Below are 24,305 nucleotides of genomic sequence, written 5' to 3' on the forward strand. Positions count from 1 at the left end.
CCTAAAATTTGCCATTAAATGAAACATAAAATCCCCTACCTGGTGCATCCACTGCAGATGGCTCTATGGCTTCTACATGCGAACCGCTAATATATTCACTATATTTTTTATTAAAAATATTATTAACACCAAATCTGGCTTCCCAATTACCCTTAATAGCAATACTTGCATATAGATCAAATATAGCAAATCCGCCTGTTTTATTATCTATACCAAGACCGCTATTTTTATCAAAATCACCTCTATTTTGACTAGCCACAGCTCTCATGGCAGCACCTATAGAGTATTTGCCAAATTTGGTATAATTTTGATAATCTAAATTTAAAGTCATCTCAAGTGGTGCTATTTGATAAAGAGGTCTATTATCGCTTTTATTTTCTCCGTAATTATAATATATATTTGTTTTAAAACCAAAATTTTCTAAAAAATTATAGCTTAGATTTCCATTAAGGCTATATAGCCTCGCATCGATATTCCTAGATATTACATTGCCTTTTGTGGCTATGGATTTACTGCGATCTAAAATTATAAAATCATTAGCCCAATCAGCGATAAAATGCCCTCCAATTTGCCAAGAATCATTATCAAATTTAGAACTCATATAGTCTATGAAATTGCTATTTTTTAGTTTAAATTCAGTTTTTATTCTATTTCTACGCTCTGGATTTAAATTTGGGTTTGATGCCCAGCCTTGAGCGTTTGCGCCATTTAAGGAGACAAATCTCTCATCATTGCTAGGAATTCTCTCAATGCTTTCTAAACTCAAAGAGTAAATTTGAGTATCATCAGGGGTAAAATCATATCTAGTAGCCATACTTAAAGCGTCTTGATTTATATCTCCATCAAATATATCTCCATAGTGGTTTTTCCATATAATTTGTGGAGTTATATTAATCACACCATTACTTTGGACTACATCATTTAAGGCTTTGATTTTTGCTTTATTATAATCATATTCTAATCCAATTGATATAGCGTGAGCTGGCGAAATACTATATTTTATTGTATCAAATAGATTAAACTCATCTACTTCTATATCTGGAAATCTATAGCCGTTAAATTTAAATTCACTCTGATTATTTGCTTTGGCGTATCGTTTTGCTATGTGATTATCATGCGTGTAGCCAATTCCAATTAGATTATGAAAGCTTAAAATATCTTTATCATATTTTACACTAGTATTAAAAATATCCCTATCTACTCTCATCTTTACTTGATTTGCGTTATTTTGACGATTTGAGAAGTTATCAGCTTCTCGATCTAATTTAATATAAGAAAGATCAAAATTTAAAGTATCAGATAGATCATTAAACCCAAATCTATAATTAATCTTAGAAACATAACGCCTTGTATATAGTAGATCCATCGTATGTTGAGGTTGTTTATCATTTTTTATATTATCTTCTAAAAAGCTAAATTTAATCTCATTAAATGGATCAAACACATAGCCTAATATTAAATTTACTCCATCTCGATTATAGCCAAAATTAATCTTATCTCCATTAGCACTTCTATATGGGGTGGCATTGGTTGTGTGAGCATTTAATGTAGTATAGAGATTAGACTCTCTAGCTCTTAATAATATGGTGCTATAATTTTTTATGATCAAAATACCCGCCACTTATATGAAATAGATCTAAGGATTTATCAATTATATCTGTAACTCGGTAATATGAAGTGCGAAAAGTTCTATCAAATCGATTCTCTAGATAGTAGCCAAGAGTGATATTTGGATTGATTAATGGTGGTGGAGAGAATTGCTTTAAAGGTGTTATTTCTTTAGGATTAGCTAAATTTTCTGCTTGTAAATTTAAATTTGCAATCATAGTTAAAGCCAAGCAAGAATAGCCTAAATTTTTACTCATTTTTATACCTTAAGAATTAATATCAAAATCAAATTCTAGCTTAGTTAAACTTAATTTAATATAAAAATTTAGATATTTCATCAAAGAAATTTAATAATATCTTAAAAAAAGAATTTATATTTTTATTAAATTATAAATTTAATTTTTATTCTTATTATGCTAGAATTTAGCAATCAAATTTATAATTAGGCGATCAAATGTTCTCTAAACAACTCTCACTCAAAGCTCTTAGCGTTCCTATATTTTTTGAATTATTTTTGCGGTATTTATCGCTTATTATCAACACCTTAATGGTCGCAGCATACTCAAATTTCTTAGTTGGGGCTATGGGTGCTGGAAATCAAATTTTAGATATTTTTATCACGATTTTTACATTTTTAAGTATTGGTTGTTCGGTTGTAATATCTCAAGCTATCGGTGCTAAAAACAGCTATTTAGCCTCTAAGGCGATACATCAAAGTTTATTTTTAAATTTCATTTTAGGTTTAGTATGTGGGGCTGGGATATTGTGGCATGGGGAGTGGATTTTAGAGCTTATGAATGTCCCACAAGAGCTAATGAGACAAAGCACAATTTATCTATATATGCTTGGAATTTGCCTATTTTTTGATGCAGTTGGGATCGTGCTAGCTTCTATAATTCGTGTTTATAATAGAGCTTATAGTGTTATGTTTGTGACTGTTTTTATGGATGGAGTTACATTAATTGGGAACTTTTATGTATTAAATTTTACTCAAAGTGAGCTTTTTGGCGTAGGGCTATCTACTATAATAGGGCGAGTTTTGGCTATATTAATTTTGATATTTATACTCATTTATATAGTTAAATTTAAGCTAAAATTAATCGAATTTGTCACAATTGAACGAGAAGTAATAGCCAAAATTATGAAAATTGGCGGCTGGTCAGCTGGCGAAAATCTGCTTTGGATCGTGCAATATACAATAGCTTTTGGCTTTGTAGCTAGTCTTGGCAAAGAGAATTTAAGCGTCCAAACCATATATTTTCAAATTTCCTTATTTATAATGTTAATTGGTCAAGCAATCAGCGTCGCAAATGAGATAATAATTGGCAAATTAGTAGGTGCTAAAAAACTCCAAATCGCATATAAACACACTTGGAGAGCGTTATATATCAGCCTTTTAGCCTCATTTTTAGTAGCTCTTAGCAGCTATTTAGCACAAAATCAAACTATGAGTATCTTAAATTTAAATGATATTTTAAAAGAGATTATGATACCTCTATTTGCTCTTTCTATATTTCTTGAAGTCGCTAGAACATTTAATATTATAATGGTAAATTCACTTCGTGCTAGTGGCGATGCTAGATTTTGCTTTTTTAGTGGGGTGATATTTATGTTTGGGATTTCTTTGCCTGTTGGATATGTTTTATGTTTTTATTTTGGACTTGGAATTGTGGGTGTTTGGATTGGATTTTGTGCTGATGAGGCCTTGCGTGGTATGACAAACGCATTAAGATGGAAGAGCAAAAAGTGGCAAAATAAGGCCGTAGTATAAAATAAGATAAAAATTATATTAATCAAATTTAAACTAAATCTGCGTAAAAATATGCTTGAAAGATTGCTTTTAAAATATGATAAAATCGAAGTTTAAGTTTAATTTTATTGACAAAAAAATTAAAATTCATTACAATTTCATTTAACATTTTTATCTTTTTGGGAAGGAGGATAAAGTGCAAGGTAATAGTAATAACTCTACATTTATGTGGTTTTTAGTTGTTGTAGCGATCATTATTGTGGCTGCTGGATATACTTTTTACAATGCTAAGGGTATGTCTTATTTTAGCGATGATAGTGCAGCCTGTAATAACTGCCATGTTATGAATGATGTATATGCTAGCTGGCGTAAAAGTGCCCACTCAAGAGAGATAAACGGCAAGCCATTAGCAAGCTGTAATGACTGCCATTTACCTAATGAATTTGTGGATAAATGGATAGCTAAAGCTCAAAGTGGTATATCACACGCTTATGCATTTACCTTTAAACTAGATGATTTACCTCAAAATTTCACTGCAACTAAAATGAGTAAAAATATGGTACAAGCAAACTGCGTTCGCTGCCACTCTCAAATGGTATCAGTAGTGGTAAATCCAACAACAACTATAAATCACGCTAATGAACAGCTAAGCTGCGTTAAATGTCACGCTAGCGTAGGCCACACTCGTGGGTTCTAAGATTGATTTTAGTAATAGAGTAAATTTAACTTTTATAGAAAGGATAGGAGTATGAAAAAGGCTCTTTTGGCGGTATTAGCCATCATTGTTTTGATCGGCTTTGTTTTATTTAACAAAGACATTTCAAACAAAAAAGCTCAGCCTGATATGGCTGGTGTAGTCTCTAAAGATGTGGTGAATATGAGCGATGATGATCCACGCTTTAATGTTTGGGGTAAAAATTTCCCTGAATATATAGATATGTATCAAACAGTTGAAACTGAAGCTCCGTTTGAGACTGAATTTGGTGGAAATCACTCATATTCTAAATTGATTAGATACCCACAACTTACGGTTTTATGGGCTGGTTATCCATTCTCTATAGATGCAAATGAAGAGCGTGGCCACTTCTGGATTCAAGTAGATCAAATGGATACAGCAAGAAATAATAAAGATTTCTTAAATTCACATGGTTTTGCTGGTTTTGGCGGTCAGCCAGCTGCTTGTATGAATTGTCATAGCGGTTGGACAAAATGGCTAGAAAATAACGCTGCTTTAGGCGATACTCCTCGTGAAAAATGGGTATCATTTAATAGTGCAAAATATTGGACAATGATAAAAAATGTCCCAGCATTAGAAGGTATCACAGAAAATAGCCCAGAGCATAGCGGCCCTCATGGCGGTAAAAGAATGGGTGTTGCTTGTGCTGATTGCCATGTGCCAAATACAATGGAACTTCGTGTAACTCGCACTGCGTTAATCAACGCTTTGACAAAATGGAGAGGCTATGAGCCAGATTCTGTAACTGGGGTTAAAGCTACAAGAAGCGAAATGAGAAGCTTAGTTTGTGCTCAATGCCATGTTGAATACTACTTCCGCCCAACTGGTGAAAAAGTCAAAACTATAGGCGAGTCAATAGCTAGTGATACTAGTAAAAAATGGTGGAATGGCACTCAAAAAACTTATGATGAATTTGATAGCTGGAGAGATGGCAATAAAGCAACTGAAATTGAAGTTGATGGTATCGAGCTAGTATTCCCATGGAAACAATGGGGTAAAGATAAGCCATTTAGAATTGAGATGTTTGATGAGTATTACGATGAAGATGTAACTCGCTCTATATTCCCACAAGATTGGCCGCACAAAATTACAAAAGCACCAATGCTAAAAATTCAGCACCCTGAAACAGAGCTATACTCAAGCTCAGTCCATGCTGCAAATGGTGTAAGCTGTGCTGATTGTCATATGCCATATGTGAGAAAAGGCTCAAGCAAAATGACAAATCACAATGTAACATCTCCGCTTAAAGATATTAACGCTGCTTGTAAAAGCTGCCATACTCAAAGCGAAGAGGAACTAAAAGCACAAATCAAAGATATACAAAGATCAATCGCATTTGATCTAAGATCAGTAGAGTATGCTACAGTAAGCCTAATAAACGATATTAAAAATATGCGTGATAGACTAGGCGCACTTCCTGAGTTTCAAACAGATGGCAAAGCAGATGACAAAAAAATCTCTGCAGTGTTAAAAGAAGTTTTAGAATTACATAGAAAAGGTCAAATGAGAGGCGACTTTGTGGGTGCTGAAAACTCAACTGGCTTCCATAGCCCAAGAGAAGCTAGTAGAATGCTACTTCAAGCTTTAGAAATGGCTAGAATGGGTCAAACCAAACTAAGCGAAATAGCTCTTGAATATGGATTTAGTGATTTTAAAACTAGCAATTTAGGTTTTGAGGATATTCAAAAATTAAATCCAGGTGAAATTCGCTATAAAGTGGATCTAAATGACGCTCGTCAAAGCACAGGTAAAAACCATAAAGCTGGCGATCGCTATTATGAACACAGCAATATAAATGATAACCCAGATGCTAAACTTCTAGAATTAGATAAAAATAACAAACCTTATAACCATAAGGTTCTTGACTAATCCTAGATTTACAAGGTGGGGCTTACGCCCTACCTTTAATATTATCTCTTAGATACAAATATTTAAAATTACTTTTATCCAATTAATATACTTTTAAGTACTATAAATTTAGGTTAATACTTAATTTATAATTTAGCTTTCACTATCTTACCCTTAGTTATTATAACTTTTTAGCGATATTTTAGGCTCTGACACAAGGAGATATACGGTTTAAAAAGGCGGAGTGGTGATTTACGATTTTATTAAATGATAGCTAGTATTGTGTGATTATCGCACTTTATCTTATAGTATATTATGCTAAATAAAAATATCTATTAGCTAAATTTGATGAGAATTTATGTTTATATCTATAAATTTGCTATTATTTTATTTTTAACCAATTGATATATAAGCAAACTGCCTTGTCGCTTTAATTTAGTTATTATCAAATTAACAAGAAGTTAGGCAAATTATATGTAAGTTTAATTTATACTAAAGTGACTAAGCGTGGCGAGACAATTTATTTTAAATAAAAATTAAAATATTAAAAATTATAAGATTATAAAGTATAATTGCTAATTTTAATCAAAATAGTAAGTAAAATCATTTGATTAGTTAAGATTATAAAATAGGGGGGGGGATAAATATAAAGTGGCTCCGGATGCTGGATTCGAACCAGCGACCAATCGGTTAACAGCCGACTACTCTACCGCTGAGCTAATCCGGAATATTGTATAAATGAGCTGGAATTATATCTAATAATTTAATATTTGTCAATTAAATTTAGCTTAAATATAAGATATTTATTAAATTCTATAAAATTTCATTCCCGCTAAATCGCATTCTATCACTTTGCCTTGATTTATTAGGTTTTGTAAATTTATTTTTGCATTTTGCGTGAAATTATTGTCTATATCATATAGGCTTTGAGGGCGTAATTTAAGAAGCTTTTCTAGCTCATCTTGACTATAATCAAATTTAGATTTTAAGGGCATTTTAGAAGCGATATTTACCGGTGCTGCGTCTATGAAAGTAGATAGATGGTGCAGCTTTTGGCTACTTACGCCACTAGCGTTATGAGCTGGTGGGCGATCTATGGTGCTTATATCTATTCTATGGGGTGAGATCTTTTTAAAGGCTTTATTTAATGCTATAAACTCATCATCGCTATCATTATAACCAGCCACAACCAAAACTTCCATAATCAGCTCACCTTTAAATTTCATCCTAAATTCGCTCATTAGCTCTATTAGATTATCTGTATCGATCTTATCGATGCTCCTATCTATTTTGCGAAATGTCTTTGGATTAGCACTATCAAGGCTGAATTTAACAATGTCAAGCTCTAAAAGGGTGTTTGATATTTTAGGGTTTAAAACGGCACTTCCATTGCTAAGAATTAATGATTTTTGCGTAGTTTTAAGTAGATTTATTTGAGCAATTAAATTTGATAAATCGCTATATAGACTAGGCTCTCCATTAGCCGTAATAGTGATAACATCAATATCTTTAAATTCGCTAAGAGCGTCTTTTAGCTCATTTATTATCTCGCTAGTGCTTGGCTCATTTGCTATGGTGCGGATAACCTTGGCTTTAGCTAATTCGCAGTATAAGCAGTCAAAATTACAACTTTTTTGCTCTGGGCTTAAGTCAATCCCAAGTGAGCTACCAAATCTGCGGCTACTCACTGGGCCAAATATGAATTTATACTTCATTATTTTGCATATTTTGCGGATTTTTCTTGGACAGATTTGATAAAGTATTTGGCATTTTCAACTGGAATATCAGGCAAAATACCATGGCCTAGGTTAAAAATATGCCTTTTGCCACCCATAATTGATAAAATTTCATCTACGCCATCATCTATCGCATCTTTGCTATATAGTCTTGCTGGTTCCATATTGCCTTGTAGGACATATTTTTTACCTAGTGAGTTTTTGACGCTTTTAAGCGGAGTACTCCAATCCACACCCAGCACATCAAAATTACCGCTAATATCTTCTAAAAATCCGCCAATCCCTTTAGGAAAGACAATTACAGCTATATCAGGAAAATTGCTTTTTAAGTAATCTACAATCTCATTAATATAGCTAAATCCAAATTCCATATAAGCACTTTTTTCTAATGCTCCAGCCCAGCTATCAAATATCTGAACGGCATTGACCCCAGCTTTAATCTGCTCTGATAGATATAGTTTGAGTGCGTTAGTTACTTTACGCAAAATAGCGTGTAAAAATTGCGGATTATCATATACCATTTTTTTGCAGATATTATAGGTTTTGGTGCTACCGCCTTCGATCATATATGTAGCTATAGTCCATGGAGCACCGCAAAAGCCTATTAGAGCTTTATCTTGTGGTAATTTTTCTCTAGTTAGTTTAATGGTATCATATACATAGCTTAAATTTTTAATAGCTTTATCGCTACTTAATCTATCTAAATCCTCCATCGTGGCAATTGGTTTAGGAAATAGCGGCCCTTCGCCTTTTACAAATTTAAGCTCCATACCCATCTCCATAGGAACAACCAAAATATCGCTAAAAAGAATCGCCGCATCTACGCCTAAAATATCCACAGGCTGAAGTGTAACCTCACTAGCTTTTTTATAATCTTTACAAAGTGATAAAAAATCCCCCGCTTCAGACCTTACTTTCATATATTCAGGAAGGTATCTACCAGCTTGACGCATCATCCAAACTGGAGTATAAGGTGTTGGCTTACCAAAACACGCATCTATAAAAATCATAAATATCCTTTATCCTAATGTTTTGAGCTTTTATGTAAGAAATATAGACCCAAGCAAAGAGCTAAAATCGATAATGCTAAATATACCATTTCAAGCGGTGTGGTAAATTTAGCATGTAATACACGCTGAAAGAAATTTACCACTAAAACCATCACAATAACCTTACCAATCTTATCTTTGAGCTGGTCTAAACTATGAACTTCAAGCACTCTAGCCTGTCTGGAGTTTTTAATTGTATCGATTTGACTAATGAAAAGCTCATAAATTCCAAAGCTAAATATAAAAAATACAAGCGCCATCAAATATAGATCTATCGCACCGATGATAAGCCCCACGCCATCACTATGTAAATCTATACTATGATCGCCTAATACTAGGTAATTCCAAGCATAGATAAATACTTTTATAATATCATAACTAGCTACAATAAACATTACAAAAGCTCCTAGTAATCCAAATATCACAGGAAGCAAGGTAACCATTCTAGACTTCCATAAAAGCCCTTCAAATAGCCTTTCTATCTTGTTTTTTACACTATCCATTTTGCTCTTGTAGCTCTATCCATTTTTGTGCTATTCTAACCGCATTTGTAGCAGCGCCAACTCTGATTTGATCAGCTACGCACCATAGGTGAAGTATGCTCTCATCGTAATTATCACGTCTAATCCTACCCACATAAGTATCATTTGTATCACTAGCGTGGATTGGCATTGGGTATAGATTATCTTTTGGGCTATCTTGGACTACTACGCTTGGAGCGTTTTTTAGAATTTGAGTTGCTTTTTGTGCGTCAATTGCTGTTTGAAATCTGATAGTGATACTCTCGCTATGACTTCTAAGGACTGGCACACGAACGCAAGTAGCACTAACTTGTATATTTTTGTGAAGGATTTTTTGGGTTTCATTAACCATTTTCATCTCTTCTTTTGTGTAGTCATTTTCTAAAAATATATCAATATGTGGGATTACATTTAGAGCGATTTGATGCTTAAAAGCACTTGGCTCACACTCATCAAGCTTGAATTCAAAAAACTTTTGCATCTGTAAAACTAGCTCCTCCATACCCTTTTTACCAGCTCCGCTTGTAGCTTGATATGTGCTTACATCCACCCTTTGGATACCAAAGGCATCATCAAGAGGTTTTAGGATTTGAACCATTTGGATTGTGGAGCAATTTGGGTTGGCTATTATACCTTTATTATGCCACTGAGAAATATCCTCTGGATTACACTCTGGCACCACTAAAGGCACTTCTGGATCCATTCTAAAGTGGCTAGTATTATCGATAACTACAGCCCCGCTAGCCGCAGCCAGCGGTGCAAAATGAGCAGATATACTTCCACCAGCACTAAAGAATGCTATATCTATCTCATGCTCTTCAAATACAGTATCAGTAAGCTCGACAATAGGATAGCTCTTGCTTTTAAATTCAATCTCTTTCCCAACGCTTCTAGCACTTGCAAGTGGCAATATATCGCCAACTGGAAAATTCATCTCTTCTAAAACACGAAAAATCTCTTCGCCTACAGCCCCAGTAGCTCCGACTACTGCTATACTATACTTTCTCATACTACGCCTTAGATTTAAATTTAACTCGCAATTTTATCTAAATTTAACTTAATATAAGGCAAATTTAGATAGCAAGGTTATTTTTTAGCATAGATGAATAGATCTTCTTTGCTAATGCTTTTTTCTTCGCTTAATATCGCAGCACGCTCGACAATGCTAATAAGCTCTCTTATGTTTCCAGGATAATTGTAATCTAAAAGCTCTTTAATGGCCTCTTTGCTAAACTCTTTTTGGCCTAGTTCATACTCAGCACAAACTCTTTTTAAAGTCGCAGCGGCTATCCCTTCGATCTCATCTTTACGCTCTCTAAGCGGTGGAATTTTAAGCGGAATGGTATTTAATCTATAAAATAGATCTTCTCTAAACTCTCCATTAGCTACCTTTTGCTCTAAATTTGCATTTGTAGCACTAATTATCCTTACATCTATTTTGATAGGCTTACTAGCTCCTACGCGGACTATTTCACGCTCTTGAATAGCTCGTAGTAGCTTTGGTTGTAAATTTAGTGGCATTTCGCCTATTTCATCTAAAAATAGCGTTCCGCCACTAGCAAGTTCAAAAAGCCCCTTTTTAGTCGTTGTAGCATCAGTGAAGGCACCCTTTTCATACCCATATAGCTCACTTTCGAGTAGATTTTCAGGAATGGCTGCCATATTTATAGCCATTAGTGGATTATCTTTTCGTTTTGAATTTTCATGGATATATCTGCTAAATAGCTCCTTACCAACTCCACTCTCTCCCATTATCATTACGCTTACATCTGTTTGAGCTGCCTTTTTGGCGATATTTAAGGTTTTATCTAAATTTGCAGACGCTGATAAGAAATTGCTATTTTTAATCTGTGTTGTGATATTTGGCTTTTTGGTTTTTTGAGTGATTAAAGTTGTTCTTTTAATAGCTGTAGCTAAAGTGTCAATATCAAATGGCTTGGTTAAAAAGTCCTTTACTCCAAGTCTAACGCTCTCAATAGCTCTATTTAAGGTAGCATTTCCAGTCATAATTATAACATCATATTTTCCATTTAACTCTTTGATAAACTCTAGCCCATCCATGCCAGGCATATTTATATCAGTTACGATTATATCAGTATCACTACTTAACTTTTTAAGGGCTTCTGTGGCACTTTTGTATGATTTTACGCTAAATTCTTCATAATCTCCAAGAGCTATTTCAAGAGATTTTCGCATATTTATATCATCTTCTACAATTACAACATTCATGATTTACCTTATGATTTTGCTTATTGTAGCACTACCTGGCTTAAATTCCACTATAAAGCGAAGTGGAATGATGGTTAATTCTGTGGTGTAATTAGCAGAATTTAAATTAGTTATTGAATTTTCTAAGATTTTAACTTGCTCTTTGATAAAGCACTCAAATAGCTCATCTTTATGTAAATTTAAATACTCTAATGAGCTTAAATTTGATGGTTTATCAGATTTAATGGTGCAGATAATTTGCTTACTATCATAGCCCTTTACCATAGAGCTTGAGATAGCGATATTATCACTACTAATAACCCCATTGGAGACGATGAGCTTAGCCCAAAAGATAAACTCATCACTTCCAAATAGAGTATTTAGAGTAATTATTAATAAGCAAAGAGCTCTTGCCACTTTTCTTGATCTATTTTTAGCTCCATTTCAACCCTGTATAGACCATCTTTAAAATCTTGGTTGATTACTGAAGCATTTTTAATTAGTCCTAATACTCTAGCTTCGATCACAGAGCTTTGTAGCATTGCGTCTTTTACGGTCTCTTTAGCGTTGATTTTAACGCCATATAGTTTGCCAGCAAGCTGTCTATAACCATCTGTTATAGCTGAACGCTTAGCTAGAGCTCTAGCTTGAGCTGGGCTAACTGTATCCATAGGCGGAATTCCTTCTCCTACAGCCGTAAATACAGCTTCACTATCTAAATCCATAGTAGGAAGCATCTTGTCGTTTTTGATAATATCTCTAATATCATCTTTATCTACTTTTTGCACTACTACCTCTGTTGGCTGCTGATTTAAGCTAGAGATAGTATTTGCACAACCACTAAGCACCAATCCTACAATTAATACTGATAAAACTCTTTTCATACCTTACAACCTTTTAAATTGAATTCTAAATTAATTAAAGCAAATCTCATTCCACTTCTGTGATTTTAGCCATCTGTTCGGCTATAAAATCATCATCAATGATGTCAAAATCCTCATCATCGCTATCTTCTTTTGGGCATCTTGCTATGCTTACTACATCATCGCCATCTACATTTACAACGATTACGCCACTTGTATTGCGACCTGCTTTCCTAATGCTTTGCATATCTACTCTAATCATCTTGCCACTACTTGTTAGAGCCATCAAATCCATACTCTCATCTACCATTACTACGCCGACTAGATCTTTGGTTTTTGATGTTAGCTTCATACAGATTACGCCTTTACCGCCACGGCTTTGGAGTCTATATTCATCTGCGGTAGTGCGTTTGCCTATACCTTTTTGACTTACGCTTAGTATCTCTTGAGTATCATTTTCTATCACTACAGCACCTACGACTTCATCGCCTTTTTCTTTAAATCTAATGGCAGTTACACCACGAGCTACGCGACCAATTTGCCTTACCTTGCTTAATGGGAATTTGATACACATACCTTTTTTAGTAACTACAAATAGCATTTTTTCATCATTTGACTCAGGCAGCTCATCAATACTATCTAAGATATGCTCTATCTCGCTCTCTTTAAGCTCAGATATGGCTTCTATATCGCTATCAACTACCTCTTCTAAGGCGTAATATCCGCTCTCTTCAACCTCATTTTCTACTACAATATCTGGATTGTTATTTAAATTTGAGCTTTCATAATCTTGGCTTGTAGCGATCACAGCAGTTACTAACTCATCATTTTCATCTAAATTTATAGCCTTTACACCAATACTTCGTATATTTTGGTATTCGCTTAAATTTGTCCTTTTTACTAATCCATTTTTGGTGAAAAATGCTAAAGATTTGGTTTGTGAAAAATCCGTAGTCGGGATAATAGCTTTTATCTTCTCATCTGGTTGGAGATTGATTAGATTGACTACTGCTTTTCCTTTGGCGGTGCGACTTCCTTCTGGGATTTTATAGACTTTTAGCCAGTATAATTGACCGCGGTCAGTTACAAACATCAGCGTATCATGACTCATACAAGTAAAGAAACTCTCTATAAAGTCATCATCATATGTAGTTACTGCTACTTTGCCCTTGCCACCACGCTTTTGCTTTTCATAATTTTTGCTTGGGACGCGTTTGATATAGCCTCTATGTGTGATTGTAACTACCATATTTTCATTTGGTATAAGATCTTCAATATCGATATCATCGTAATCATCGACTATCTCAGTAATTCTAGGGCATTTAAATTTAGACTTAATCTCTAAAAGTTCATCTCTAATGATATTTTCTATTAGTTCTTCGCTTTTTAAGATCGCATCTAATCTCTCTATAAGCTCTAAAATTTCTTTTAATTCAGCTTCTAGCTTTTCACGCTCTAAGCCTGTAAGCTTGCTTAATCTCATATCCAAGATTGCATTGCTTTGTAACTCACTTAAGCCAAATTTGCTCATCAAGCCATCTCTAGCACTATTTGTATCGGCACTTGTTTTGATTAAAGCGATTACATCATCTATATTATCTAAAGCTATTTTCAGCCCTTCTAAGATGTGAGCCCTAGCTCTTGCTTTTTGCAAATCAAAGATAGTTCTTCTGATAATTACCGTTTTTCTATGATTTAAGAATAATTTTAATAGCTCAATTAGCGAAAATATCTTTGGTTCTTTATTATTAATCGCTAGCATAATCACCCCAAATGTAACCTCCATTTGGGTAGATTTAAATAGATTATTTAATACAATATCGCTCATCGCATCACGCTTAAGCTCGATAACAAGGCGAATTCCATCTCTATCACTCTCATCACGGACTTCGCTGATGCCTTCTATTTGCTTATCTTTGACTAAATCAGCTATATCAGAGTGGAGTTTGCTTTTATTTACTTGATATGGCAATTCATCTACGACTATTACATCTTTATTTGGCTTTTTTTCTATATGTGTTTTAGCTCTTAATTTTATCCTACCCCTACCGGTGCGGTAAGCCTCCATTATCCCTTTTTTACCAAAGATTATGCCGCCAGTTGGAAAGTCTGGCCCTTTGATATGCGCCATTACATCTTCTAATGTAGCACTTTTATCATCTAATAAAACCAAAAGACCATCTACTAGCTCATCTAGACTATGTGGCGGAATATTTGTCGCCATACCCACTGCTATACCGCTTGAGCCATTTAGTAGTAAATTTGGCACTCTAGCTGGCAATACATCTGGCTCTACCATGCTATCATCGTAGTTTGGGATAAAATCAACCGTATCTTTATCTAGATCTTTTAGTAGCTCTTCAGCTAAGATTGTCATTCTAGCCTCAGTATAACGCATCGCAGCAGCATTATCACCATCTACTGAGCCGAAGTTTCCTTGTCCATCTACTGCTGGAACTCTCATAGAGAAGCTCTGAGCCATTCTAACAAGTGCGTCATACACAGCTGTATCGCCGTGTGGGTGGTATTTACCGATTACATCACCTACTATACGGGCTGACTTTTTATATGGGCTGCGACTTCCTACGCCTAAATCATTCATAGCATATAAAATTCTTCTATGGACTGGCTTTAATCCATCTCTAGCATCTGGTAATGCACGACCTATGATAACGCTCATAGAGTAGTCTAGGTAACTAGCCTTTATGGAGTCTTCTACATCTATAGCCGTAACATCTTGATTTGAGTTAAAAATATTATCTTCCATTGTTTTCCTTAGAAAGTCTGGGTATTATTTTAGCTTAAATTTAATAAATATTAGCTAAAAAGGAGATATTTACTCAATTTATCTATATTTTAAAATCCTTCAAGCAAGATTAAATATAACGATTTTATAGTGTTATCATCTAAGTGGGCCGTAGATCCTGTAGATAGGAATTTCATAATATCATCTTTGTTTAATATGTATTTATTAATGCATATTGGGTGAGCGGCTAAAAATGCCCTACCAAGGCTAATCTCATCGCTTAAAGGATTATCGCAGATAAAGCAGTAGTTATCTAGATGCAACCGACCTTCGAATTTCAAAATCTTAGCATATGCCTCAAGTATCACTCTAATAGGGTTTTGGCGATGAAATTTCTTCGCACAACTCTCAACTAATTCAAAATAAAACTCATCGCTATCTTCCACATCACGCAGATGATCGGCTAAAAGCCTCATAAAATTTTGCCAAATCAAGAGCTTTTCTCTATCGATTAACCAGCTAAATCCCAAATGCATAGTCGAGCGAAGGTGCGGTAAGAATGCCTTACTCTCAATTAGCTCAAAATCAAGCTTGAAGCCTTGAGTGATAATAGAGTGTCTAGCCCCATAAAATCTATAGCATTTTATCTGTTTGTGTGATGATAAAATCGTAACTAGACAATCCTCATCTTTGACTTTTTGAACCTTTAAGATATAGCCTTGCATGGATCAAAAAACTGCTCAATTTGCTCTTTCATCATATCTATTGATTGAATTTGATTTACACTAGATCTAAACTCACTAGCGCCACTAATCCCTTTGGAGTATTCGTGTAAATGCTTACGAAATATGCTAATAGCGTGTTTGCCGTAAGTTTTTACCATTAATTCAAAATGCTCTTTTACTATCTCTTTTTTCTCATATGGGCTTATGCTTTGATTATTTTTTATCTCTTGAAATATCCAAGGTGAGCCGATACTAGCACGACCGATCATCAAGCCATCGCAATTAGTTATCTTTAAAACCTCTTTATAATTATTTATATTAATATCGCCATTAGCAATAACTGGGATATTAGTAGATGATTTAACCATTGCTATGGCCTCATAATCAACCAAAGCACTATATCCACCAGCCCTTGTGCGACCATGAACGCAGATGAAATCAGCCCCAGCATTAGCTAGATCTTGTGCTATCTCATGAGCCATTTTGGTATTAAATCCTAGGCGAATTTTAACTGAAGTGTAGCGTTTATTTGATCTATTTTTGATCGTTTCTACAAGGGTGCAAAGCAGTTTTGAGTCATTTAAAAGAGCTGAGCCGGCATTTTGCTTGACTACTTTTGGCACAGGACATCCGCAGTTTAAATCTATCCCATCTATCCCATCAAATTCATTTAAAATATCCACAGCCTTCGCGATTATATCCTTTTGGCTTCCAGCAATTTGGATAATATATGGGGATTCTAGTGGGGATTTTTCGATCATTGATAGGGTCTTATCATGCTCATATACAAGGGCATTAGAGCTAATCATCTCACTAACAGTACAATCACACCCAAATCTCTTAGCTAGAGTGCGAAGTGGCAGATCAGAAAATCCAGCTAATGGAGCTAAAAATAGCGGTTTAGAGCTAAAATCTATCATTAATAAAATAGATCCGCTCTAGTGATTTTGCCGTGATCTCTTAAAAATATTAAGGTTTCTATGCGTTCAAATTTGCTATTTTCACTTGCTATAATCTCTCTTAATTGATCTATCATTCCAAAGTCATAAAGTAGATATAAATACGCTTCAAGCGCAGATGGCTCTTCATTTCTTAAGCGATCAAACATTGATATTAAAAGATCAGGCTCAATTTTGCTTTTTAAAATTTTAGCAATTTGAATATACTCATCTGAGGTAAATTTAACCTTGCTAATAGTAGCAAAAATATCATTTGTACTAATCTCAAAATTATCCTTAACATATCTATTTATTAATATAAAAATATCGCTATTTGTGTAGGTTGGATTAAATTTAGATAGCTCTAAAAATGTGCCATTTTCAATCAAAGCATTAGAAGCTGCTGATATGAGCTCATCATTTGTCTCTTTACTAGAAAGCACACTAATAGCGTATTTATAATCAGCTTTGATCTTATTTTTCTCATTTTGGATATAAAGCGGATTTGTCTTTAAAAGCTTAAATTTCTTTAATTCACAAACCTTGCCACTTTTAACATCGCAATAAAGCTCATAAGCAAGTCTTAAATCATCATTTTGTAAATTTGGCTTACCTAAATTTAGCCATGGAGATAGCGATTTTGTAACTTCGCTAGAGGCGTTGAAAATATCTGTTTTAAAATCCTTATTTGACTCTAAACCAAGATAAATCTCTTTTGCTAAAGTGTTATAAATTTGTGCGTCATTTCTCATTGCTCTACCATCTAAATAGATCTTAAATCCATAATAACTCATATGGAAAAGAGCTAAAATAGCAAATAGCACTAAAGGCAAAATCACCCAAGTTGCAATAGGAATATCAAGATTGTATCCAAACAAATTTACGGCGTAATTTTGATTAACAAATGAAAAAACAGCTAGCCAAATCAGTCCAATATAGATAATCGAATATAGAAAAAATCGCCTAGTTTTCATATTATAGCTCCTATTTTATTATCGTTTTTTCAGCAATTTCACGACATGTGATACAATATCTAGCGTGTGGTTTGACCTTTAGACGCTCAATATCAATATCATCTTCACACATATCGCAAATTCCATAAACGCCAGATTCTATTTTGTTTAAAGATTGCTCTATCTCGTTTAACTCTTGTTGTTGCTTGATTGATATAGAGTGCTCTAGCTCCTCATCAGCACTAATACTAGCAAAATCAAACTCATCAGTAGCACCGCTTTGTCTAAGCCCATCAATCTCATTTGCTGCGTCATTGATGTTTTTTTGAATTTGCTCTTTTCTTGCTAAAAGCAGCTCTTTAAAATAATTTAACTCGCTTTGTTTCATATAACTCCTTTATTTATGATAAGGGTGGTTGAAATTTATACACAGAGCACGAAAAATCTGCTCATATAAAACAAGCTTAGCAATCTTATGGGCTAAAGTTAGCCTAGAGAGACTTACAAGCTTATCCATTTTATCCCTTAAATTATCGCCCAGACCATAAGCCCCACCGATAAAAAATGAAATTTGAGTTTTGTCTTTTAAGAGTTTGGCAAACTCAAAACTATCAAGCATATCCCCACGCTCATCTAACCCAACGCAATAGCCATTTAAATGCGGAGTATAAGCATCTTCATAGGCTTTATATGACGCAATTTGACCTTGAGTTTGAGCTTTGGCAATTTGAGAATTAAATTTATTAATCTCTTTAATATTAGCCCATTTGCTACTCATTTTTACATAATCTTTTAATGAATTATCATCATCAAGTTTTTGCAGGCAATGGACTAAAATTTGCACTAAATAGCCTCATTAATCGGATTATAAAAGCTATCATTTTTCATAAAAAATCTTATCATATCGCTAAGATATTTTTTAAGCTCATCTCTAGAGATGATAGCATCGATGAGTCCATGCTCAAGTAGGAATTCCGCTCTTTGAAAGCCCTCTGGCAAACTAGCTTTAATGGTTTGCTCTATTACCCTTTGACCAGCAAAGCCAATGAGCGCCTTTGGCTCAGCAATTATCAAATCTCCAAGCCAAGCAAAAGAGGCCGAAACTCCACCCATCGTAGGATCTGTAAGCACTGAAATATATGGCAGTCTATTATCGCTTAAGAGCTTTAAGGCCGCACTAGTTTTACTCATTTGCATAAGACTAAATGTGCTCTCTTGCATTCTAGCTCCACCACTAGCACTTACTATGATTAGCGGATTTCTTTTTTCTATGGCTCTGCGAACTGCACGAGTAATCTTCTCCCCTTCAACAGAGCTTAAGCTCCCACCCATAAAGCTAAAGTCAAACACCACAAGTTGAATTTTTTGTCCATCAATGGTAGCTTCTCCTGATATGACTGAGCTTGTTTTGCCGTTTTTGCTTTGGCTCTCTTCAATTCTCTTTTTATAAGATTTTTTATCTACGAAATTTAGTGGATCAATAGGCTTTAAATCTGCATCAAATTCAATAAAACTTCCAACATCGCTTATTAATTCTACTCTTTTTTGAGCGCTAAGTCTCATATGATACCCACATTTTGGGCATACATTATAGCAAGCTTCAACCTCTTTAAAATACATCAAAGAGCTACAGCTATTACACTTTACCCAGTGGCTTGGTGCCTCGCTTGGGTGGGATTGCTTTTTACGCATTTTTGAAAAAAAATCACCTAGCATTTTTTTCCTTTGATAAAAAATTGGGCGATTATATCAAATTTTTCTTTAAATTTATATTTTTCTTAATCATTGTATATTATTTTATCCGCATTTAATTATAGTTAAATTTACAAAGATACAATTTCGCAATTCATAAAAATTATTAAGGAGATTTAGTATGATAGTTACTAATAAAGCACCACAATTAAGTGGTACAGCAGTTCTAGGCAATGGTCAAATTGAAGAGAATTTCGACCTATATAAAAACATTGGACCAAAAGGTGCGGTTGTATTTTTCTATCCAAAAGATTTTACATTTGTTTGCCCAAGCGAAATTATAGCTTTTGATCACAGATATAGAGAATTCAAAGAAAGAGGCATTGAAGTAATCGGCGTTAGCACTGATAATGAATATTGCCACTTTGCTTGGAGAGAGACTGATGTAAAACAAGGCGGTATCGGTAGAGTGCAATTCCCTCTAGTAGCTGACCTTAAAAAAGAGTGGGCAAGAGGATTTGATGTATTATTTGATGAAGCAGTTGCTCTAAGAGGTAGCTTCTTATTAGATAAAGATGGTACAGTTCGCCACGCTGTTATAAATGACCTTCCACTTGGTAGAAATATCGATGAAATGGTAAGAATGGTAGATACAATGCTATTTACAAATGAGCACGGCGAAGTTTGCCCAGCTGGCTGGAATAAAGGCGATAAAGGTATGAAACCTACAACCGAAGGTGTAGCTAGCTATCTATCAACTGATGGTGATAAACTATAATTTATCTAAAGCTCCATTTGGAGCTTTAAAACTTCTTTAAATTTAAATATTTATTCCGATATTAGTAAATTAATATAGGAGTAATAGATGCAAATCAATCCAATAGGTATAACTTCGCAAGATTTTAGCAATACAAAAAAGATTTCAATTAATAAAAAAGATGGTAATATGGATACTCAAGAAAGTAAAGGTCCAACTGCTATGATTCAAGAGACTATAGAGCTTTTAGAGGAGCAACTAGAGAGATTAAAAAAGCAATTATCTAAGGTTGAAGGAAAAATAAAAGCTCTATCTAGTATTCCAAATGAGTATGCTAAAAATATGCTAATGAGTTTAACAGAGCAAGCTACTGATTTGATAACCAAAATCACAACTATAAGTGCTAGGATTTTAGAGTTACAAAAAGCGCTTGCTTAGGATAGTTTATCCGTGTGTTCTTTGGAATTCTTTCATAAACTCACATAGGGTTTGGACGCTTTGTATGGTTAGGGCATTATATATAGAAGCCCTTAGACCACCTAAGATTCTATGACCTTTTAGGCCTATCATCGCATTTTCTTCAGCTAATTTGACAAATTTCATATCTAGCTCAGCGCTAGGCGTAGCAAAGCTAACATTCATTATACTTCTTGAGCCTGGTTTAGCAAATGCGGTGTAAAAATCAGAGCTATCGATCAAATCATACAATATGGCGGCTTTTTTCTGATTTATGCTATTTATAGTATCCAATCCACCTTGATCTTTTATCCAATCCAAAACCAAATCAAACATATAAATCCCAAATGTCGGCGGGGTATTTGATAGCGAATTTGCCTCGATTTGTGTAGTATAGCGAAGTGGTGTTGGGACGCTATCTTTGACACGATTAGCTAACTCTTTTTTGATAATTACTATTGTAATTCCAGCTGGGCCAGCATTCTTTTGCGCTCCACCATAAAATAGCCCAATATTATGTGCTTTAAAATCAATATTGCGACTTAAAAGATCAGAGCTACTATCGACCACCAAAGGGCATTTAGGGCTTGGTAGTGTGGCGTATTGAGTGCCATAAATTGTATTATTTGAGCAGATATAGCCATAATCAGCATCATCGCTAAAATTAAAATTTGGAATGTGGTCAAATCTGCTATCTTCGCTACTTGCTACGACCTTATAATTGATATTTTGGATTTTTGCCTCTTTTATTGCTTTTTGCGTCCAAACGCCTGTATTTGCATACTCAGCCACGCCACCAGTGTATAAATTCATAGGAATTTGAGCAAATTGTAAAGTTGCCCCACCTTGTAAAAATAGCACCGCATAATCATCGCCAATATTGTAAAATTCTTTTACCTTAGCAATTGCATTATTGTGCAACTCTTCAAAAACCTTGCCTCTATGGCTTACTTCCATAATGCTATATCCAAAGCCGTGATAATCGGTAAATTCAGCCTTAGCTCGTTCTAATACAGGTAGTGGAATCGCACTTGGTCCAGCACTGAAATTTAAAACTCTACTCATTTTATCCCCTTATTTTATGATTGCTTCTTTGTATAAATCTTGTGAAATAATAGTGATTTCATCTTTGCTTTTAAGCTTAGATAGTGAAACTATTTTTGAATCTTTTACTATTTGTGCCATATTTTTTGTTACTTTATAAAAGTGCTCTTGTTTTTTTAAAATCAACTCAAATTTCTCAATTTTCGACTGAGCTAAATTTAACTTTTTATATAAAAAATTATCCAAATTTGACTTAAATTTATCTAAAGTCAAAGTAGCTAGATTGAGTTTTTGCTCTATGGCTTTGGATTTTATCTGTGCTTTGGATAGATTTAAAAAGCCCTCATATCTACTAAATTTGGCTGATATTAAAGATATTAAGCTATTTTGGATAATATCAAATTTTTGATAAAGCTCATTACTATCAGGAAGTAGATCGACCATCGCAGCAGTAGGAGTAAGTGATCTATGATCAGCTACAAAATCGCTAATGCTACAATCAATCTCATGCCCAATAGCTGAAATAATAGGAGTTTTGGCCTCATAAATTGCATAAGCCAACTTCTCATCATTAAAGCACCAAAGATCCTCTCTTGATCCGCCGCCCCTAGCAATTACAATCGCATCAAGATTCATATTATCAGCGATATTTAGCATTTTAATGATATTATCTGCGGCTTTATTTCCTTGAACTAGGGAATTAAATAGATAAAATTTAGGCAATATATATCTATTGCTAATTACCCTTTGCATATCAGCAAATGCCGCAGAGCTCGCACTTGTGATAATCCCAACTCTATTTGGATATTTTGGTAGTTGCTTTTTATGTGCTGGGTCAAAAAGTGGCGATAGACGCTCTTTTAGCTGATTAAAAGCAAGCTCTAACTCTCCAACTCCAATTGGCATTATGCGATTAGCGATAAATTGATAGCTCCCATTTGGGCTATAAATTGATAATTTACCAATTAGAGTAACCTCCATTCCATCTTTGATATCAAATTTAATATTTTGATTAGAGAATTTATAAATCACAACGCTAATGGCTGATTTTTCATCTTTTAAGGTAAAATACCAATGACCGCTACTATGCTTAGTAAGGCGGCTAATCTCGCCTTGAACCTCTATAGAGTTAAAGTGGGATTCTAATAGAGCCTTAGCTGATTCATTTAGATCGCTTACGGTCATATATTTTTTACCTTTTTAGCAATAAACATTGTGCTAATATTCATGCTAAATCCCTTAACCATAACGATCTCAAAGCCGCTATTTTTAATCTCAGAGCAAAACTCATTAGAGTCCAAAAAGCCATCAATACTTCTTGGCAGATACTCATATGCTTCTTTATTTTTACTTATCATTCCGCCGATTGTAGGTAAAATTTTATGGAGATAAAAATCCCTAATTTTGGCTATTAGACCACTTTTTTGTCTTTTGGTAAATTCTAAAACTACCAAATATCCCCCAATTTTCAACACTCTATTAAACTCACGCAAAGCATGTGTCCTAGCTACTACATTTCTGATGCCATAGCTAATGCTAAGTATATCTTGAGTGCTTGATGGGATATTCATTTTATCAGCTTTAGACTCTATAAATTCGCAATTTTTAATCTTCTCTTTGGCTACTTTTAGCATTTCAACACTTGGGTCTATGCCAGTGATTTTGTTAATAGTTAAATTGGCTTTTTTAGCGCTATTTATCCAAGCCTTAATCATATCTCCAGTCCCACAAGCCACATCGATAATATTTAACGAAGAGTTGTAATTCTTTAGCACTAAATCACACGCTGTGCTTCTCCAAGAGGCATCTATCCCAAAGCTTAAAATTTTATTAGCCTTATCATATGTAGGGGCAATTTCATTAAACATATCTATAATTTTCTCTTGATTTTGCACTTATATTTCCTTTTTGTAGTGTGGTTTTAGCTTTTTAGACATTTTTGATAATTTTTTATCAAATTTTTTAACTTTTTTCTCTAATTCTTTTTTTAAAGCCACCTTAATATCTCTTTGATTAGCGTTTTGATATTTGGATTTTAGATTTATAATTTTGGTTAATTTCAACTCAAATTTACCCATATTAAAAAGCTCTAAAAATATGCGAGTAAGAGTTAAAAGCTCTTGGAATAAATCTGATTTTATGCTATCTCTAATGCTTTGCCTTAAATTCACAATCTTTTTACGAATCGCATATGCAGCACAACTGGGTATTAAATCATCTAAAACGCAGTAAAATGAGTGCGTATCATACAAAAAAATCTCAAATTCAAAGCAAAGCGATTCAAATTTTTTATCAAAATAGCCTTCGATTTGAGTTAAAAGCTCTTTAAATTTAATATCTTGTTGATTTTCACTGCTCTTAATCTGGCCAAGTAGTGATAAAATCTCACTTAAAAGCTTACTAAATTTAGCCACAATGAGCTTATCAAAGATAAAATCAAAGCTATTAATGAGTAGATTTATGGTTATTAGGTTCTCATTAATTTTGATTAATAATCCTATATCTCTATCTTTTAAATATAGCTTTCTAAGATTATCTATCAAAAATAGTCTTTGCAAAATCAGCAATCTAATGCCATCATAAGCAGTAATATCCACGCCGAAATATAGCTTTTTACTGCCTAGCTTGGGGAGTTTAGAAGTTATCTCTAAGTAGCTGATATTTTGCAAAATTTA

The 24,305-nt window shown here is 34.1% G+C and carries 25 protein-coding genes and 1 tRNA gene; 5 read left to right on the forward strand and 21 right to left on the reverse strand.

The window, feature by feature from the left end:
- Nucleotide 1: 1 nt before the first annotated feature.
- A complete protein-coding gene (locus tag CSUIS19072_RS02990; RefSeq protein ID WP_086293408.1) occupies nt 2-1,609 on the reverse strand; it encodes a TonB-dependent receptor domain-containing protein in 1,608 nt (535 codons plus the stop codon).
- Nucleotides 1,590-1,865: a hypothetical protein gene (locus CSUIS19072_RS02995; RefSeq protein WP_086293411.1), complete on the reverse strand. Its 276-nt coding sequence runs from the start codon at nt 1,863-1,865 to the stop codon at nt 1,590-1,592. Before CSUIS19072_RS02995 ends, CSUIS19072_RS02990 begins: the two co-directional genes overlap by 20 nt.
- A 197-nt stretch (nt 1,866-2,062) precedes the next feature.
- Between CSUIS19072_RS02995 and CSUIS19072_RS03000 the strand changes: the two genes are divergently transcribed.
- The 3 genes from CSUIS19072_RS03000 (at nt 2,063) to CSUIS19072_RS03010 (ending at nt 5,963) form a co-directional block, all read left to right on the forward strand.
- Nucleotides 2,063-3,379, forward strand: a complete 1,317-nt coding sequence (locus CSUIS19072_RS03000; RefSeq protein WP_086293413.1) for an MATE family efflux transporter — start codon at nt 2,063-2,065, stop codon at nt 3,377-3,379.
- A gap of 205 nt (nt 3,380-3,584) precedes the next feature.
- Complete coding sequence (nrfH, locus tag CSUIS19072_RS03005; protein WP_086237274.1) at nt 3,585-4,055, forward strand: cytochrome c nitrite reductase small subunit; 471 nt, start codon at nt 3,585-3,587, stop codon at nt 4,053-4,055.
- A gap of 51 nt (nt 4,056-4,106) precedes the next feature.
- Nucleotides 4,107-5,963 (forward strand): ammonia-forming cytochrome c nitrite reductase subunit c552, encoded by a 1,857-nt coding sequence (locus CSUIS19072_RS03010; protein ID WP_086293415.1) that lies wholly within the window; start codon nt 4,107-4,109, stop codon nt 5,961-5,963.
- A 631-nt stretch (nt 5,964-6,594) separates the two neighbouring features.
- On the opposite strand, the gene CSUIS19072_RS03015 is transcribed toward CSUIS19072_RS03010, so the two are convergent.
- The 15 genes from CSUIS19072_RS03015 to accD all read right to left on the reverse strand — a co-directional run bounded on the left by CSUIS19072_RS03015 (nt 6,595) and on the right by accD (nt 19,397).
- Nucleotides 6,595-6,669: transfer RNA gene (locus tag CSUIS19072_RS03015), tRNA-Asn, on the reverse strand.
- A 79-nt stretch (nt 6,670-6,748) separates the two neighbouring features.
- Entirely contained in the window at nt 6,749-7,657 is a 909-nt protein-coding gene (locus CSUIS19072_RS03020; protein WP_086293417.1) for a radical SAM protein, read from the reverse strand.
- Nucleotides 7,657-8,688, reverse strand: coding sequence for a uroporphyrinogen decarboxylase (gene hemE, locus CSUIS19072_RS03025; RefSeq protein ID WP_086237062.1), 1,032 nt, complete (start codon nt 8,686-8,688; stop codon nt 7,657-7,659). The genes CSUIS19072_RS03020 and hemE overlap by 1 nt, the downstream gene beginning before the upstream one ends.
- Before the next feature lie 14 nt (nt 8,689-8,702).
- Entirely contained in the window at nt 8,703-9,230 is a 528-nt protein-coding gene (locus tag CSUIS19072_RS03030) for a YqhA family protein (protein ID WP_086242342.1), read from the reverse strand.
- Nucleotides 9,223-10,257 carry an aspartate-semialdehyde dehydrogenase gene (locus CSUIS19072_RS03035; protein WP_086242343.1) on the reverse strand — a complete coding sequence of 345 codons (1,035 nt, stop codon included), beginning with the start codon at nt 10,255-10,257 and terminating at the stop codon, nt 9,223-9,225. Before CSUIS19072_RS03035 ends, CSUIS19072_RS03030 begins: the two co-directional genes overlap by 8 nt.
- 77 nt (nt 10,258-10,334) lie before the next feature.
- Nucleotides 10,335-11,477: a sigma-54-dependent transcriptional regulator gene (locus tag CSUIS19072_RS03040; protein WP_086237059.1), complete on the reverse strand. Its 1,143-nt coding sequence runs from the start codon at nt 11,475-11,477 to the stop codon at nt 10,335-10,337.
- 3 nt (nt 11,478-11,480) lie between these two features.
- Nucleotides 11,481-11,873 carry a hypothetical protein gene (locus CSUIS19072_RS03045; RefSeq protein ID WP_086237058.1) on the reverse strand — a complete coding sequence of 131 codons (393 nt, stop codon included), beginning with the start codon at nt 11,871-11,873 and terminating at the stop codon, nt 11,481-11,483.
- The gene (locus tag CSUIS19072_RS03050) at nt 11,849-12,340 is read right to left on the reverse strand and encodes an LPP20 family lipoprotein (RefSeq protein ID WP_086237057.1); all 492 of its coding nucleotides are present in this window, start codon (nt 12,338-12,340) and stop codon (nt 11,849-11,851) included. The genes CSUIS19072_RS03045 and CSUIS19072_RS03050 overlap by 25 nt, the downstream gene beginning before the upstream one ends.
- A 46-nt stretch (nt 12,341-12,386) precedes the next feature.
- Nucleotides 12,387-15,086 (reverse strand): DNA gyrase subunit A, encoded by a 2,700-nt coding sequence (gyrA, locus tag CSUIS19072_RS03055; RefSeq protein ID WP_086237056.1) that lies wholly within the window; start codon nt 15,084-15,086, stop codon nt 12,387-12,389.
- An 89-nt stretch (nt 15,087-15,175) separates the two neighbouring features.
- On the reverse strand, nt 15,176-15,790 hold the full coding sequence (recO, locus tag CSUIS19072_RS03060; RefSeq protein WP_086237055.1) for a recombination protein RecO: 615 nt from the start codon (nt 15,788-15,790) through the stop codon (nt 15,176-15,178).
- Entirely contained in the window at nt 15,772-16,710 is a 939-nt protein-coding gene (locus CSUIS19072_RS03065) for a tRNA dihydrouridine synthase (RefSeq protein WP_086242345.1), read from the reverse strand. Before CSUIS19072_RS03065 ends, recO begins: the two co-directional genes overlap by 19 nt.
- Nucleotides 16,710-17,702 carry a hypothetical protein gene (locus CSUIS19072_RS03070; protein WP_086237053.1) on the reverse strand — a complete coding sequence of 331 codons (993 nt, stop codon included), beginning with the start codon at nt 17,700-17,702 and terminating at the stop codon, nt 16,710-16,712. Before CSUIS19072_RS03070 ends, CSUIS19072_RS03065 begins: the two co-directional genes overlap by 1 nt.
- A 10-nt stretch (nt 17,703-17,712) precedes the next feature.
- Complete coding sequence (gene dksA, locus CSUIS19072_RS03075) at nt 17,713-18,069, reverse strand: RNA polymerase-binding protein DksA (RefSeq protein ID WP_086237052.1); 357 nt, start codon at nt 18,067-18,069, stop codon at nt 17,713-17,715.
- 9 nt (nt 18,070-18,078) lie between these two features.
- The gene (locus CSUIS19072_RS03080) at nt 18,079-18,525 is read right to left on the reverse strand and encodes a 23S rRNA (pseudouridine(1915)-N(3))-methyltransferase RlmH (protein ID WP_086293420.1); all 447 of its coding nucleotides are present in this window, start codon (nt 18,523-18,525) and stop codon (nt 18,079-18,081) included.
- On the reverse strand, nt 18,525-19,397 hold the full coding sequence (gene accD / locus CSUIS19072_RS03085) for an acetyl-CoA carboxylase, carboxyltransferase subunit beta (RefSeq protein ID WP_086293421.1): 873 nt from the start codon (nt 19,395-19,397) through the stop codon (nt 18,525-18,527). Before accD ends, CSUIS19072_RS03080 begins: the two co-directional genes overlap by 1 nt.
- Before the next feature lie 157 nt (nt 19,398-19,554).
- On the opposite strand from accD, the gene CSUIS19072_RS03090 reads away from it, so the two are divergent.
- Both CSUIS19072_RS03090 and CSUIS19072_RS03095 read left to right on the forward strand, forming a co-directional pair.
- A complete protein-coding gene (locus CSUIS19072_RS03090) occupies nt 19,555-20,151 on the forward strand; it encodes a peroxiredoxin (protein WP_086237049.1) in 597 nt (198 codons plus the stop codon).
- 87 nt (nt 20,152-20,238) lie between these two features.
- The gene (locus tag CSUIS19072_RS03095; protein ID WP_086237048.1) at nt 20,239-20,568 is read left to right on the forward strand and encodes a hypothetical protein; all 330 of its coding nucleotides are present in this window, start codon (nt 20,239-20,241) and stop codon (nt 20,566-20,568) included.
- A 6-nt stretch (nt 20,569-20,574) separates the two neighbouring features.
- Here the strand turns inward: CSUIS19072_RS03095 and serC are convergent, their stop codons facing one another.
- Genes serC through CSUIS19072_RS03115 form a run of 4 tightly spaced genes read right to left on the reverse strand, consistent with a single transcriptional unit; the run spans nt 20,575 to nt 24,299 of the window.
- Complete coding sequence (gene serC / locus CSUIS19072_RS03100) at nt 20,575-21,651, reverse strand: 3-phosphoserine/phosphohydroxythreonine transaminase (RefSeq protein WP_086293423.1); 1,077 nt, start codon at nt 21,649-21,651, stop codon at nt 20,575-20,577.
- Nucleotides 21,652-21,660: 9 nt separating this feature from the next.
- Nucleotides 21,661-22,815, reverse strand: a complete 1,155-nt coding sequence (xseA, locus tag CSUIS19072_RS03105) for an exodeoxyribonuclease VII large subunit (RefSeq protein ID WP_086237046.1) — start codon at nt 22,813-22,815, stop codon at nt 21,661-21,663.
- Nucleotides 22,812-23,525: a bifunctional demethylmenaquinone methyltransferase/2-methoxy-6-polyprenyl-1,4-benzoquinol methylase UbiE gene (gene ubiE / locus CSUIS19072_RS03110; protein ID WP_086237045.1), complete on the reverse strand. Its 714-nt coding sequence runs from the start codon at nt 23,523-23,525 to the stop codon at nt 22,812-22,814. The genes xseA and ubiE overlap by 4 nt, the downstream gene beginning before the upstream one ends.
- Complete coding sequence (locus tag CSUIS19072_RS03115; protein WP_086237044.1) at nt 23,526-24,299, reverse strand: hypothetical protein; 774 nt, start codon at nt 24,297-24,299, stop codon at nt 23,526-23,528.
- Nucleotides 24,300-24,305: the final 6 nt, after the last annotated feature.

Origin of the sequence: Campylobacter sp. RM19072 (assembly GCF_024723485.1) — a bacterium.
Lineage (GTDB): Bacteria > Campylobacterota > Campylobacteria > Campylobacterales > Campylobacteraceae > Campylobacter > Campylobacter porcelli.